This is a genomic window from Chromobacterium haemolyticum (assembly GCF_009936155.1).
Lineage (GTDB): Bacteria > Pseudomonadota > Gammaproteobacteria > Burkholderiales > Chromobacteriaceae > Chromobacterium > Chromobacterium haemolyticum.
In genome coordinates this window covers 3,198,101-3,211,076 of sequence record NZ_AP019312.1, presented here as the reverse complement: position 1 = coordinate 3,211,076, position 12,976 = coordinate 3,198,101, and the positions used below count along the sequence as shown (strand labels likewise).

The following is a 12,976-nucleotide window of genomic DNA, read 5'->3' as shown; positions in this document are numbered from 1 at the left end:
ATGATTTGCCGATGCCGTTTCAGCCATCGCCGCCCAGCCGGGCGGCCGCTAGGAGGAGGCCTGTCATGGATACGCGTTTCACCGGAGACATTCACCTTTCCACCCGCCAGGCGGCGGACGGCGACAAGCTGGATTTTTGGCTGAGCGAGGTGGACCGCTTACTGGTCCGGGTGGAGTGCGACCGCCGCCCGGAAGAGCGGCTGGAGGCTTCGCTGGACTGGCAGGACTTCGGCTTGCTGCGCATGGCCACGATACGCGCCAACCAGCATGCGGTGACGCGCAGCGGGCATAGCCTGAGCCGGGACGGCCGGGACTCCATCTTTGCCTGCCTGATGCTGCAGGGCGAGGGCTTCAGCCATCAGGGCGTGGAGTGCGCCCGCCACGGCCCGGGCGACGTGGTGTTGTACGATACCGCGCGCCCTTACGGCCACGGCTTTCCGGCCGACATGGCGATGGCCGTGCTGGACATTCCGCGGCCCTTGTTCCAGGAGCAGGTGGGCGTGTGGAACGAGCGCGGTCTGGTGCGCATTGAACGCGCCGCAGGCATGGACGCCTTGGCGGCCCACCGCTTGCTTAGCGGCGGCGCGGCCGCGCGGCGGCATTTGGCCAGCCAGTTGCTGGAATGGCTGCACTCCTTGTGGAGCGCGCGTCAGGGTTTGCCTGCTTCCCGATCCACTTTGTGCAGTCTGTGGCGGGCAAAGGCCTATATCGAACGGCATCTGGCCGAGGACGATCTGGACTGCGAACGCATCAGCCGCGCGGTGGGGGTGTCCGCGCGCCAATTGGCCCGCATCTTCGAACAGGAAGGCGAATCGGTGACGCGCCATCTGTGGGGCCGTCGGCTGGAACGTTGCCGGGTCGACCTGGCCGATCCGGCCTTGCGCCACCTATCGATCAGCGAACTGGCTTTCCGTTGGGGCTTCAACCACATTGCCCATTTCTGTCGAAGCTATAAACGCCGCTACGGTGAAACGCCGAGCCAGACCCGGGCCGAAGCCTTGGCCGCGCGCGTCCTTTCCAGACAACAAGACTGTCCTCATTAGGCAAATTTCACGCTCTCCCCATCGTTAGAGTGGACGGGTCCGCCGCGCTTCCGGGCATGGCTGACGCCTACCTAATAAAGAGGAGACATCATCATGCACACACAAATGGGCGGTTCGCCGCCGGGCGGCCGCGCGCGCGCCGCTGGCGAAAGAGAGGCCCGCCATGCGCCTCTCCTATGAAAACAAATTGCTGGCCATCCTGGCGCTAAGCTTCGGTTTCGTGTTTTTCGATCGGCTGGCGCTGTCCTTTCTCTTTCCCTTCATGGCGGCCGAACTGCGCTTGACTCCCGCGCATCTGGGCATGCTGGCGTCGGCCTTGGCGCTGACCTGGTCCTTGTCCGGCCTGGGTCTGGGGGCCTGGTCGGACCGGCGCGGCGTGAAAAAGCCGATGCTGGTGGCCGCGGTGCTGGCGTTCTCGTTGTTTTCCGCCGCTTCCGGCCTGGTGGCCGGTTTCCTGTCCTTGCTGCTGTTCCGCGCGCTGATGGGGGTGGCGGAAGGGCCGGTGCTGCCCATTTCCCAATCGCTGCTGGCGGCGGCGTCCACGCCGGCGAGGCGCGGTTTCAATATGGGCATCGTCAACGGCTCGGCGCCGGGCCTGCTGGGCGCTGTGCTGGGCCCGCCGCTGCTGGTGGCGCTGGCCGAGACCCACGGCTGGCGCGCCGCCTTCTACCTGTCCTGTCTGCCCGGGCTGCTGATCGCCTGGCTGGTTTGGCGGCATGTGCGCGAGCCGGCGCCCGCGCCGATGCCGGCAGGCCGGGGCGGCGGCTTCGTCTCGTTGCTGGGCGAGCGCAACATTCTGCTGTGCGTGCTGATCGCCTGCAGCTACATCACCTGGTTCATCATCCTGATCTCCTTCACGCCCACCTTTCTGATTCAGGTCAAGGGCATGAGCCCGCAGGCGATGGGAGCGGTGATGAGCAGCCTGGGCTTCGCCTGGGTGGCGTGGGGCGCGCTGGTGCCGGCGATTTCCGACCGCATCGGCCGCAAGCCGGCGATGGTGGGGTTTTCCTTGATCGCCGCCTGCTGCCCCTTGGTGTTGCTCAACGTGGATCGCATGGCCTGGCTGCTGCCGCTGGTGTTTCTCAGCTACACCGGCTTGGGCTGCTTCACCCTGTTCATGGCCACGATTCCGGCGGAAACGGTGTCGCCGCGGCGCATCGCCACCGCGCTGGGCATGATCATGGGAGTGGGCGAACTGGCCGGAGGCTTTGTCGCGCCCACGGTGGCCGGCTTCGCCGCGGACCGCTACGGCCTGTCCATCGTGATGTGGATCGCCATGGCGGGCGCCCTGTTGCCGGCGTTGCTGTCCTTGGGCCTGCGCGAAACCGCGCCGCTGCGGCTGAAGCCGAGCGGAGCCGTGCCGGAAGCCGACCGGGCGCCGACCTGAGCGCCATTCTCATTGCGCGTCCCGCTGCGCCGGGACGCCGCACTCCCTGACGGAGAACATCATGCACAAGACTTTGATCAATACGCTGGCCGGGCTGTCGGCGGCGTTGGCCTGTGTAACGGCTCAGGCCACCCAGTCCGGCGCGGACACCATCGGCGCCGGCGCCGAGGGCTTTCTTGCCGGCGCGCTGCCGCCGGCCGGTTGGTACGGCGTGTTCTATTACACCCATTATCAGGCTAAGCGTTTCAACGACGATGCCGGCAACGCTTCCGTGCCGGGCTTCAAACTGCAGGCCGACGTGTTGGTGCCGCGGCTGCTGTATATGTCGGACCGGACGCTGTGGGGCGGGCGTTTGGGTGGTTTCGCGCTGGCGCCGCTGCCCAGCTTGAGCCTGGACGCGGGCGGTGGGCATGAGCGCCGCAGCGGCCTGGGCGACGCGGTACTGGGGCCGGTGCTGGCCTGGGGCGACGCCGGGCCGCTGCATACGGCGCTGGCGGCCGACATCGTGCTGCCCTCCGGCAGTTATGATCGCGATCGGATGTTGAACCTGGGGGCCAATCATTACTCGCTGCGGCCGGTGTTCGCCTTTTCCTATCTGCCGGCGTCCGGCTGGGAGCTCTCGTCCAAGATCAGCTACACCTTCAACGGCAAGAACCGGGACATCGATTACCAGTCCGGCCAGCAGTTCCATTTCGACTACTCGCTGAGCTACGCGGCCGGCCCGGCCTGGCGGCTGGGGTTGAACGGCTATTTCATCAAGCAGACCACGGATGATACCCAGCATGGTCAGGCGGTGGCGGGCAACGGCTTTCGCGGCCAGGCTTTCGCCATCGGCCCGGCGCTGCGCTATCAGTTCGACAAGGCCGGCTTGGAGCTGAGGTGGCTGAAGGAGTTCGAAGTGCGAAACCGGCCGGAGGGCGATGCCTTGTGGCTCAAGCTGGTGTTGCCTTTGTAGCGGAAGGGATTGATGCGGGAGGAAGTGCCGGGCGCGTGCGCCCGGCACTTTTTATTTGGAGACGCGCAGTGGCCCGATTAGCCGGGTCAGAGTGTTGTCCTTGACGATGAAGTGGTGCCATAACGCCGCGGCCGCATGCAGGATGGCCAGCCACATGAGAGCGTTGCCCAGCCATTCGTGAGCTTCCTTGAGATCGTGCGAGATATCCGGCATGGGGGGGAGCAGCAAGGGCAGAGGAAAACCAAAGAAGTCTATATTCTTGCCGGCGGCTTGGATAAAGGCGATGCCCAGCAGCGGCAATGCCAGCATCAGAGCGTAGAGTAACCAGTGGCCTGCCTTGGCGGCCAAAGTCGCCAGCCGGCCCGGCTGGGGGGTGATGGCGGGCGACGGATTGCCCGCACGCCAGATCAGGCGAGGAAACAGCAATAACAAGACGAGTAGTCCGGCCTGAATATGGGCGTATTTGACGCTGTCGCGCAGCGGCGTGCCCTTGGGGAAAATCCCTTTGGCTTCAATGAAAATCAGCGCGGCAATGACGCCTAAAGCGCCTAGCCAGTGCAGCGCGCGGGAAACCGCGCCATAGCGTTGAGAAGTATTGCGCAGCATGAGGAATGTCCTTGCATGGGGTAATGCGTGCAGCATGGAATGCAAAGCTTATGCGAAGCTTAAGAACCTGTTTACGCTCTCTCGAGCCAAGGCGAAAACAGGTTCTGAGAAATCAGAATAGATCATGAACAAGTTCTAAGAGCCTGTTCAAAATCTTGCGAGCAAGAGCGAGACAAGGCGAAAACCGCTGAGAAAGCGGAATGGTCAAGTGGTACATGAGCATTTCGAAGCGGTTTTTAACGCGGTATCGCCGCAGCGCAGCAGATTATGAACAGGTTCTAATGATTTTTTGGCAAGGTCTGGGAGGCGAAGCCACGGCTCAATCTAGCCGGCGCAGCACGGTTTGTGTCGGAGGCGGCTTCGCTGCCGGCCGCCCCTGTCGGAACAGGGGCTTGCGGTGGCGGCTTACTGGTCGGAGAGCATGAATTCCGCGCAGCGCTCGGCGATCATCACCACCGGCGCATTGGTGTTGCCGGAGACGATGGAGGGCATCACCGAGGCGTCGCAAACCCGCAGACCGGTCACGCCCTTGACGCGCAGCCGCGGGTCCACCACCGCGTCGGCGTCGCCGCCCATGCGGCAGGTGCCGGCCGGGTGATAGACGGTTTTGGCGAATTGGCGGATGTGCTGCTCCAGCCTCGCGTCGTCGGCGTGCTCCGCCGGCGAGGGCAGCAGTTCTTCGGCGATCAGCCGGCGCATCGACGGCGCCCGCAGAATGCGACGCGCCAGTTTGACGCCGCGAAGCAGGCCGGCGATATCCTCCGCCTCGCGCAGCGCGCCGCTGTCGAAGCGCAGCGGCGCGGCCGCGTCGACGCTGGCCAGCGCGACGCTGCCGCGCGATTTGGGGCGCAGCAGGCAGGGATTGATGGAAATGCCGTGGCCGGGCAGCGGCTCGCGATCCACGTCGCCCACCAGGGTGGGCAGCACATGAAACTGAATGTCCGGCCGGCCGCCGCCGCCGGTGTCGACGAAACCGCCGGATTCCACTACGTTGGAGCTCAGCAAACCGGTGCGGAACAACTGCCATTGCAGGCCGTGGCGCAGCGCGGCCAGGCCGCGGTCCTGGCCTAGCAGGCTGATGGGCGCTCGGGCGCGGCCGTAGACCGACACTTCCAGATGGTCCTGGTAGTTGGCGCCCACTTCCGGCGCGTCGCGCAGCACGGCGACGCCGTGTTCGCGCAGCTGCGCGGCGGGGCCGATGCCGGACAGCATCAGCAGTTTGGGGCTGGACAGCGCGCCGGCGCACAGCACGATCTCCGCCGTGGCGCGCGCGCGCTGGAGGCCGCCGGCGTCGCGCCATTCCACCTGACAGGCTCGGCGGCCGTCGAATCCGATTTTTTGCACATGGCAACCGGTGCGCAGGTCCAGTTCGGACCGTTGCCGGATCGCTGCCAGATAGGTGGCGGCGGTGCTGCCGCGCTGTCCGTCGAAAGTGGTGGTGTGGTAGAAGCCGACGCCGGCCTGTTCGCGGCCGTTGAAGTCGTCGTTGTAGGCCAGGCCGATTTCCTGAGCGCCCTGGACGAAGGCCAGGCTCAGCGGATGACGGTAGCGGGTGTCGCTGACTTTCAGCGGCCCGTCCACGCCGTGGTAGGGCTCGGACAAGCGCATATGGCTTTCCGCCTTCTTGAAGGCGGGCAGCACCCGCGCCCAGTCCCAACCCTCGCAGCCCTGAGCGGCCCAGTCGTCGTAGTCGGCGGCCTGGCCGCGGATGTAGACCATGGCGTTGACCGAACTGCCGCCGCCCAGAGTGCGTCCCTGGGGCACGAAGATGCGCCTGCCGGCGGCTTCCGGCTGCGGCTCGCTGCGGTAGGTGACGGTGCGTTCGCTGCCCAGCACCTTGATGAAGGCCGCCGGCATGTGGATGTAGGGACTGTTGTCCGGCGGGCCGTCTTCCAGCAGCAGCACGCGTTTGCCGGCTTCGATCAGCCTGTGGGTCAGCACGCAGCCGGCGGAGCCGGCTCCGATGAGGATGTAGTCGTAGTCGCGCATGGAGTCTCCCTTGTTGTCGCGCCGCCCTTCTTCTGTTTGAGGATGGGCGGCTGCTCCAGCATAGGGCGGCCGCGCGCGGCGGCCTTGACCGGGCGCGCCCGCGGTTTTGACCGCCGCGGACGCGCCGGCAGGGAGGTTCAGCCTTGGCGGATCAGCGCGCGCAGCACGCGCTTGCAGGCGGCCAGATCCTGTTCGCCCAGCCCGGCCTGGATCTCCCGCTGTTGCTGGCCGGCGATGCGCCACAGCGTGGCGGCTTGTTCGCGGCCGGCCTCGCTGAGGCGGTAGCCGGCGGCGTCGCGGGTCAGAAACCCCTTGCGGCGCAACTCGGCCTCGGCCAGTTCTATCGCTTCCGGCGGCATCGCCGCCTCGCGCTGCAATGCGCAGCCATCCAGCCCCGGCTGCTGTTCCAGCACCAGCAGCAGCCGTGCTTCGCCTCCGCTCAGGCCGGTGGCGAGTTGGCGCGGCCGGTAACTGGCCTGGTAGGCCTGCAGCGCCTGGGTCAGCAGATAGAGCAGGTTGTCGCCCAGCCAGCCGGGCTGGGGTTCCGCGGCAGCGGCCGGCCGAGCGCGCGGCAGCGCGGCGGCGTACATGCCTTGATGGTAGAGCAGCGGCGCGGCGCCGCAGTCGTCGAAGGCCTCGACCAAACCCAGCAGAATCCAGTGGTCGCCGCCGTCCAGCCGCTGATGTAGCCGGCAATGGAAGCGGGCGGCGCAGCCGTCCAGCAGCGGCGCGCCGCCTAGGCCGGTTTCCGGTTTCAGGCCGGCGAATTTGTCCGAGGCGGCGCGGGCGAAGCGGTTGGACAGCTCAATCTGGTCGGCGGCCAGCACGTGGACGGCGAAGTGGCCGGCCTGGTCGAACACCGCGTTGCTTGCGGAGCGCTTGTCCAGGCTCCACAGCACCAGCGGCGGGTCCAGCGAGACGGAGTTGAAGCTGTTGGCGGTGACGCCGGCGCGTTCGCCGTCCGGTGTGGAGGCGGTGACGACGGTGACGCCGGTGGCGAAGTTGCCGAGCGCGCGGCGCAGCGCGCGCGCGTCGTGGGCAGGGGCGGGTGCGTTCATGGCGTGTCCTCAAGGCCGCCCGGCGCGGAGCCGGAAAGGCGCGGGTGGGAGGGGCGGTAGAACCTGTTCAAAGTCTTGCTCGCGAGATCGTAAACACGTTCTTAGAGCCTGTTCAAAATCTTGCGAGCAAAAGCGAGACAAGGCGAAAACGGCTGAGAAAGCGGAATGTACAAGTGGTACATGAGCATTTCGAAGCGGTTTTTAACGCGGTATCGTCGCAGCGCAGCAGATTATGAACAGGTTCTTAGACCATGGAGGGGTCCGGCTCCAGCCCCAGCAGCGAACGTCCCAGGATCTGGGCGCAGACGTCGTAGTCGGTGTAGGCGTGGGCGCCGGTCATATGAGCGTCGCGGAACAGCCGCTGCGCCTCGTTTTCCAACCGCCAACAGTTGCCGCCCATGGATTCGAACAAACGGTCCACCGCCTGGATGCACATCTTCACCGCGTAGGCTTGGTTGGTGCGCCAGAAGGCCAGCGTTTCCGCCGTGGGGTAGCGCTTGGCCGCGCCGTGCTCGGCGTGATCGCGCCAGCTGGCTTCCAGCAAGGCGCGCGCGGCCAGCACCTGGTGAGTGGATTCGGCCAGCCTCATATAGGCGGGCAGCGCGGCGCCCACTTGGGCGCCGGTGTAGGCGCGAATGCGGTTGCGGCTGCGTTCCTTGAACACTTGCAGCATGCGCTCGGCCACGCCCAGGCTGATGGCGGCGAAGCCGCTGGCGAAGTAGGGCCGGTAAGGCGCGTAGAAGATCTTGCTGTCCGGGTACAGGCCGAAGCCGGCGGAGCGGCCTTCCATCATGTCCTTGGCCGCTTCTATCCGGTGTTCCGGCACGAAGACCTTGTCCACCAGCAGCGTCTTGGTGCCGCTGCCTTGCATGCCGGCGGCGTGCCAGTCGTCGCGGATCCGGTAATCGGCGCGCGGCACCACGCCAAAGCAGTATTGCGGCTCGCCGTCCGGGCCGGGGCGGCGAAAGCCCAGTATCGCCCACTCGGCGTGGTCGCAGCCGCTGCTCCAGCCCATTTCTCCGCTGAGCAGCACGCCGCCGTCCGCGGTTTCGGCCCGGCCCAGCGGCGCGATGCTGCTACTGGCGGTGGCGTCGCGGTCCTCGCCCCAGACCTCCTCTTGCAGCCGGGCGGAGAACAGCGCGATCTGGTGACTGTGGGTGGCCAGCAGGCTGGCGGCCCAGGCGGTGCTGGCGCAGGCGCCGGCCAGCGCCGCCACGCAGTCCGCGAATTCCGGGAGGCTGATTTCCCGGCCGCCGTAAGGCTTGGGCTGGAAGGCGCGGTGAAAGCCTATGCTTTTCAAGAGCGCGATGTTTTCCGCCGGCACGGTGCGTTCGCGTTCCGCCCGCTCCGCGTTGGAGGCGATGGCGGGCAGGATGGGGAGCAGAGTTTCCAGCAAGGGATTGGGGTGGCGCATGGCGGGTCTCCTGGGTGCGTGGTGGCGCTGGATAATAATGAATACCTTCAGCGAATTTGCATTATGGATAGCGATGCCACGCACTGGAATGCACCTTCCAAGCTGTCTTAGGTACTTTTCATGGTATTTGCGCGCATGGCGGCGGAGACGGATCCGCGCCAGCGTATCGGCGAGGCGGCCTGTTCGGCTTCGTGCTCCGGTCCCAGCGGGATGTCGCGACGGTCGCGCAGCAGCAACGCGGCGGCGAGGCCGATCAGCGTCATGCAGCTCAGATAAGCGGTCACCGCGGCGGTGGAGCCGGTTTGGGCGATCAAGGCCTTGGCTATCATCGGCGCGAAGGCGCCGCCGAGAATGGCGCCCAGCGCGTAGGAGATGGACACGCCGGAAAAGCGCACCGAGGCGGGGAACAGCTCCGCGTAGAAGGCCGATTGCGCGCCGTAGGTCAGGCCGGTGCCCACGGACAACAGGCACAGCGCCAGCAGCACCGCCGGCAAGCCGGCGCTGTTGACCAGCGGGAACAGCATCAGCACGCCGGCCAGCTGCACGCCGAAGCCTATGATGTAGATGCGGCGGCGGCCGATGCGGTCCGACCAGACGCCGGCCAGCCAGGTGAAGGCCATCCAGCAGGCGGAAGCGAAGGCAACGGCCAGCAGCACCGGGGTGCGCTCCATGCGCAGCGCGCCGGCGGGGTCGGTGGTGTAGTTTTGGATGAAGCCGCCTGTGGTCATGTAACCGACGGCGCTGTTGCCGGCGAACACCAGCGCGGCCAGCAGCACCAGTGACGCGTGGCGGCGGAACAGATCCAGCACCGGAGTGCGCGAACCGGCTTTGCGCGCCTTGATCTCCTCGAAGACAGGGCTTTCCTCCACCGAGCGGCGCACCCATTGGCCGATGAACAGCAACACGACGCTGAACAGGAAGGGCACGCGCCAGCCCCATTCCAGGAAGGCGTCGCCGGGGGAGATCACCCCGCTCATCAGCGCGAACACGCCGGAAGCCAGCAGCAAGCCCAGCGGCACGCCTATCTGCGGGAAGGCGCCGTAGCGGCCGCGCTGACCGCGCGGCGCGTGTTCCACCGCCATCAACACCGCGCCGCCCCATTCGCCGCCGGCGGAGATGCCTTGCAGGATGCGCAGCAGGATCAGCGCGAGCGGCGCCAGCAGGCCGGCGGACTCATAGGTGGGCAGCAGGCCGATCAGCGCGGTGGAGGCGCCCATCAGCACCAGGGTCAGCACCAGCATCGCGCGCCGGCCAAGCCGGTCGCCGTAGTGACCGGCGAGAAAGGCGCCCAGCGGCCGGAACAGGAAGCTGACGCCGACCGAGGCGAAGGCGATCAGCGTGGCGGAGCGCTCGCCGGCCGGAGCGAAGAACAGCTTATTGAACACCAGGCCGGCGGCGCTGGCGTAGATGAAGAAGTCGTACCATTCGATGGCGGTGCCGATCACGGTGGCGTAGGCGACTTTGCGCGCGTTCGCGCTTGAGCGAGCGGGGGTGTGACTCATCTTTGTTCTCCTCGGGGGCGGAGCCGGAGCCGGCTCCGGGCGGCGCCTTGTTCTTGTGTGGTCGCCGCTTTGGGTGTGGCGGGCCGGGCGGCCCGCCGTGGGTCAGTAGGCGGATGGGGACGGCGGCAGGCCGGGCGTTTGGCTGCGGAAGGCCGCGGCCAGCGCTTCGGCGCGGCGCGCCAGCAAGGTGGTGTCGACGCCGACGGCGACGAAGCGGGCGCCCAGTTCCAGCAGACGGCGCGCTTCGGCCTCGTCGGCCATCAGGATGCCGGCGGCCTTGCCTTGGGCGCGGATGCGGCGGATGGCGTCGTCCATCGCCGCGCGCACGTCCGGGTGGTCCGGCCGGCCCGGATGCCCCATGTCGGCGGCCAGGTCGGCGGGGCCGATGAAGACGCCGTCCACGCCGTCGGTGGCGGCAATGCCTTCCAGCGCGGCCAGAGCCTGCCGGGTTTCCACCTGAACCAGCACGCAGATTTCGCTGTCGGCCCGCGTCAGGTAATCCGGCACGCGGTTCCAGCGCGAGGCGCGCGCCAGCGCGCTGCCCACGCCGCGAATGCCGCGCGGCGGGTAGCGGGTGGCCGCCACCGCCCGCGCCGCTTCGTCGGCGTTTTGCACCATGGGCAGCATCAGCGTTTGCGCGCCGATGTCCAGCAAGCGCTTGATGCGCACCGGGTCGTTGCTGGCGGCGCGCACAATGGGGTGGCAGGGGTAGGGGGCGATAGCCTGCAGTTGCAGCAGCACGTCGTTCAGTTCATTGGGCGCGTGTTCGCCGTCTATCAACAACCAGTCGAAACCGGCGCCGGCCAGCAGTTCGGCGCTATAGGGGCTGGCCAGGCCCAGCCACAGGCCGATCTGGCTGCGGCCTTCGCGCAGCGCGGCTTTGAATGGGTTGGCGGGGAGTTGCATGGCGGTTCCTCTAGAGGGTGTCAGACGAAGCGGCAACTGATCGCGCCCAGCGGGCCGTAGTCGACGTGGAAGGTGTCGCCGGCGCGCGCCGGCACAGGCCGGGTGAAGGAGCCGGCCAGAATCACCTGGCCGGCCTTGAGTTCGACGTCGAACGGCGAGAGTTTGTTGGCCAGCCAGGCCACGCCGTTGGCCGGGTGATTGAGCACCGCGGCGGCGACGCCGGATTCCTCGATCACGCCGTTGCGGTACATCAGCGCCGCCACCCAGCGCAGGTCCAGCTCGCGCGGGCGGATGGGCCGGCCGCCCAGCACCACGCCGGCGTTGGCGGCGTTGTCGGCGATGGTGTCGAACACCTTGCGCGGGCGCTGGCTGTCCGGGTCTATGGACTGGCTGCGCGCGTCGATGATTTCCAGCGCCGGAATCACGTACTCGGTCGCGTCGTAGACGTCGAACAGCGTGGCGCCGGGGCCGGACAGCGGCCGGCCCAGGATGAAGGCCAGCTCCACTTCCACCCGCGGCACAATGAAGCGGGACACCGGAATATCGGCGCCGTCGTTGAAGAACATATCGTCCAGCAGCGAGCCGTAGTCGGGCTCGTCTATCTGCGAGGACATCTGCATGGCGCGGGAGGTCAGGCCTATCTTGTGACCTTTGAGCTTGCGGCCTTCCGCCAGCTTCATTTCCACCCAGCAGCGCTGGATGGCGTAGGCGTCCTCTATGGTGATCTCGGGATATTCCAGCGAGAGCTGGCGGATCTGCCTGCGTTCGCGCTCGGCGTCGTGCAAGCGGCGCGCGGCGGCGCGGATCTGGTCATGGCTCAGCATGCGGGCTCCTCAGGAGGGCTGGCGGAAACGTTGGTGCACATTGTTGTGCTTGAAGTTGAGCGTGGCGGACAGTTCGGTCAGCTCGAAGCTGAGCGCCAGGTAGCGCTGGGCGAACAGCGGTTCGAAGTGGCGTTGGATCAGCGCGAACACCTGCTCGGCGGTGGCGCTGCGCTGCGCCTCGGTGCGCCCGCTGCCTATCTGCAAGGTGCAGTGGACGAAGGCGTAGTCGGCTTCCCCGTCGGCCATGCGCCAGGTGTCCAGCCAATGGGCGCGGCTGCGGATGCCGGCGAGGGGAAACAGGCCGCTGGCGGCCAGGCAGTCGTGCACCTGACGGAACAGTTCCGGCAGGTCCGCCTGCTCGCGAATATTGTCGGTGCACTCAGCGATGAAGTGCGGCATGGCGCTCTCCCTGAGGTTCCACCGGCAGCACCGCGTTGATCTGGCCGGTGCCGGAGCTGCCGAAGTAGGGGGTGATGATTTCCGCGCGGCCTCGGTAGTTGTCCCAGCCCAGCGCGCCCAGCAGCATGGCGGTGTCGTGCATGAAGCCCTCGCCGTGGCACTTTTCGGCGTACTCCGGCAGCATGTCGCAGAAGGTTTTCCAATCGCCGTCCAACCACATGGAGATGACTTCTTGGTCCATGCTTTCCAGGAAGGGGCTCCAGGCCTTGTGCAGGTATTGCTCTGCGGTGCCGTTCTGGGCGAAGCGGTGCGACAGCGAGCCGCTGGCGAAGAAGGCCACGCGGCCGTCGTAATCGCGCTCCACCGCCTCGCGCATCGCCGCGCCCAGCCGCGCGCTGTCGGCCAGATCGTGCACCGTGCACAGCGCGGCCACCGATACCACCTTGAAGTGCTGGTCGGCGTTCATATAGCGCATCGGCACCAGGGTGCCGTACTCCAGCGGCAGCGTGGTGGCGTCGTGGGCGCGGGTATGTACCCCGGCGGCGGTGGCGGCTTCGGCCAGCAGCTTGCCCAGAACGGGATTGCCCGGGTAGGCGTAGGGCATGTTCTTGATGAAGTGCGGCAGCTCATTGCTGGTGTACACGCCTTCGAAGGCCGGCGCGCAGTTGACGTGGTAGCCGGAGTTGACCAGCCAGTGGGTGTCGAACACCACGATGGTGTCCACGCCGAGTTCGCGGCAGCGGCGGCTGATCTCCTTGTGGCCGTCTATGGCCGCCTGGCGGCAGCCTTGATGCGGGCCGGGCAGTTCCGACAGATACATGGACGGCACGTGCGTGATCTTGGCCGCCAGGGCTAGGGTTCCCATTGCGTTCTCCTTTGTGTTGCGCGGGCGC

At 67.0% G+C, this 12,976-nt stretch carries 12 protein-coding genes; 3 read left to right on the top strand and 9 right to left on the bottom strand.

Annotated elements, in window-relative coordinates; translation table 11 throughout:
* The first annotated feature begins 65 nt into the window (after positions 1–65).
* The 3 genes from GYH29_RS14640 (at position 66) to GYH29_RS14630 (ending at position 3,385) form a co-directional block, all read left to right on the top strand.
* Positions 66–1,043, top strand: a complete 978-nt coding sequence (locus GYH29_RS14640) for a helix-turn-helix domain-containing protein (protein ID WP_161524019.1) — start codon at positions 66–68, stop codon at positions 1,041–1,043.
* 163 nt (positions 1,044–1,206) lie between these two features.
* Entirely contained in the window at positions 1,207–2,430 is a 1,224-nt protein-coding gene (locus tag GYH29_RS14635; RefSeq protein ID WP_043639585.1) for an MFS transporter, read from the top strand.
* 61 nt (positions 2,431–2,491) lie between these two features.
* The gene (locus GYH29_RS14630) at positions 2,492–3,385 is read left to right on the top strand and encodes a SphA family protein (RefSeq protein ID WP_161524018.1); all 894 of its coding nucleotides are present in this window, start codon (positions 2,492–2,494) and stop codon (positions 3,383–3,385) included.
* Between the two features lie 51 nt (positions 3,386–3,436).
* Here GYH29_RS14630 and GYH29_RS14625 read toward each other — a convergent pair whose 3' ends face one another.
* From GYH29_RS14625 to hpaD, 9 genes are all read right to left on the bottom strand, one after another.
* Entirely contained in the window at positions 3,437–3,991 is a 555-nt protein-coding gene (locus tag GYH29_RS14625) for a cytochrome b (protein WP_019102688.1), read from the bottom strand.
* Between the two features lie 405 nt (positions 3,992–4,396).
* Positions 4,397–5,980, bottom strand: a complete 1,584-nt coding sequence (locus GYH29_RS14620) for a GMC family oxidoreductase (RefSeq protein ID WP_161524017.1) — start codon at positions 5,978–5,980, stop codon at positions 4,397–4,399.
* Between the two features lie 137 nt (positions 5,981–6,117).
* Entirely contained in the window at positions 6,118–7,038 is a 921-nt protein-coding gene (locus tag GYH29_RS14615; RefSeq protein ID WP_161524016.1) for a p-hydroxyphenylacetate 3-hydroxylase reductase component, read from the bottom strand.
* Between the two features lie 244 nt (positions 7,039–7,282).
* Positions 7,283–8,452: a p-hydroxyphenylacetate 3-hydroxylase oxygenase component gene (locus GYH29_RS14610; RefSeq protein WP_081576036.1), complete on the bottom strand. Its 1,170-nt coding sequence runs from the start codon at positions 8,450–8,452 to the stop codon at positions 7,283–7,285.
* A gap of 107 nt (positions 8,453–8,559) precedes the next feature.
* A complete protein-coding gene (locus GYH29_RS14605; RefSeq protein ID WP_019101024.1) occupies positions 8,560–9,954 on the bottom strand; it encodes an MFS transporter in 1,395 nt (464 codons plus the stop codon).
* Between the two features lie 102 nt (positions 9,955–10,056).
* Positions 10,057–10,860 carry a 4-hydroxy-2-oxoheptanedioate aldolase gene (gene hpaI, locus GYH29_RS14600; protein WP_161524015.1) on the bottom strand — a complete coding sequence of 268 codons (804 nt, stop codon included), beginning with the start codon at positions 10,858–10,860 and terminating at the stop codon, positions 10,057–10,059.
* 20 nt (positions 10,861–10,880) lie between these two features.
* The gene (hpaH, locus tag GYH29_RS14595) at positions 10,881–11,684 is read right to left on the bottom strand and encodes a 2-oxo-hept-4-ene-1,7-dioate hydratase (RefSeq protein ID WP_161524014.1); all 804 of its coding nucleotides are present in this window, start codon (positions 11,682–11,684) and stop codon (positions 10,881–10,883) included.
* A 9-nt stretch (positions 11,685–11,693) separates the two neighbouring features.
* On the bottom strand, positions 11,694–12,083 hold the full coding sequence (locus GYH29_RS14590; RefSeq protein WP_043590030.1) for a 5-carboxymethyl-2-hydroxymuconate Delta-isomerase: 390 nt from the start codon (positions 12,081–12,083) through the stop codon (positions 11,694–11,696).
* Positions 12,064–12,948, bottom strand: a complete 885-nt coding sequence (gene hpaD, locus GYH29_RS14585) for a 3,4-dihydroxyphenylacetate 2,3-dioxygenase (RefSeq protein WP_043590029.1) — start codon at positions 12,946–12,948, stop codon at positions 12,064–12,066. Before hpaD ends, GYH29_RS14590 begins: the two co-directional genes overlap by 20 nt.
* Positions 12,949–12,976: the final 28 nt, after the last annotated feature.

What these genes read in the sequence shown, in the direction of transcription:
- hpaI (WP_161524015.1), bottom strand. Translation starts at nt 10,860, where the DNA reads ATGCAACTCCCCGCCAACCCATTCAAAGCCGCGCTGCGCGAAGGCCGC.
- GYH29_RS14610 (WP_081576036.1), bottom strand. Translation starts at nt 8,452, where the DNA reads ATGCGCCACCCCAATCCCTTGCTGGAAACTCTGCTCCCCATCCTGCCC.
- GYH29_RS14590 (WP_043590030.1), bottom strand. Translation starts at nt 12,083, where the DNA reads ATGCCGCACTTCATCGCTGAGTGCACCGACAATATTCGCGAGCAGGCG.
- GYH29_RS14605 (WP_019101024.1), bottom strand. Translation starts at nt 9,954, where the DNA reads ATGAGTCACACCCCCGCTCGCTCAAGCGCGAACGCGCGCAAAGTCGCC.
- GYH29_RS14625 (WP_019102688.1), bottom strand. Translation starts at nt 3,991, where the DNA reads ATGCTGCGCAATACTTCTCAACGCTATGGCGCGGTTTCCCGCGCGCTG.
- GYH29_RS14615 (WP_161524016.1), bottom strand. Translation starts at nt 7,038, where the DNA reads ATGAACGCACCCGCCCCTGCCCACGACGCGCGCGCGCTGCGCCGCGCG.
- GYH29_RS14640 (WP_161524019.1), top strand. Translation starts at nt 66, where the DNA reads ATGGATACGCGTTTCACCGGAGACATTCACCTTTCCACCCGCCAGGCG.
- GYH29_RS14635 (WP_043639585.1), top strand. Translation starts at nt 1,207, where the DNA reads ATGCGCCTCTCCTATGAAAACAAATTGCTGGCCATCCTGGCGCTAAGC.
- GYH29_RS14630 (WP_161524018.1), top strand. Translation starts at nt 2,492, where the DNA reads ATGCACAAGACTTTGATCAATACGCTGGCCGGGCTGTCGGCGGCGTTG.
- GYH29_RS14620 (WP_161524017.1), bottom strand. Translation starts at nt 5,980, where the DNA reads ATGCGCGACTACGACTACATCCTCATCGGAGCCGGCTCCGCCGGCTGC.
- hpaH (WP_161524014.1), bottom strand. Translation starts at nt 11,684, where the DNA reads ATGCTGAGCCATGACCAGATCCGCGCCGCCGCGCGCCGCTTGCACGAC.
- hpaD (WP_043590029.1), bottom strand. Translation starts at nt 12,948, where the DNA reads ATGGGAACCCTAGCCCTGGCGGCCAAGATCACGCACGTGCCGTCCATG.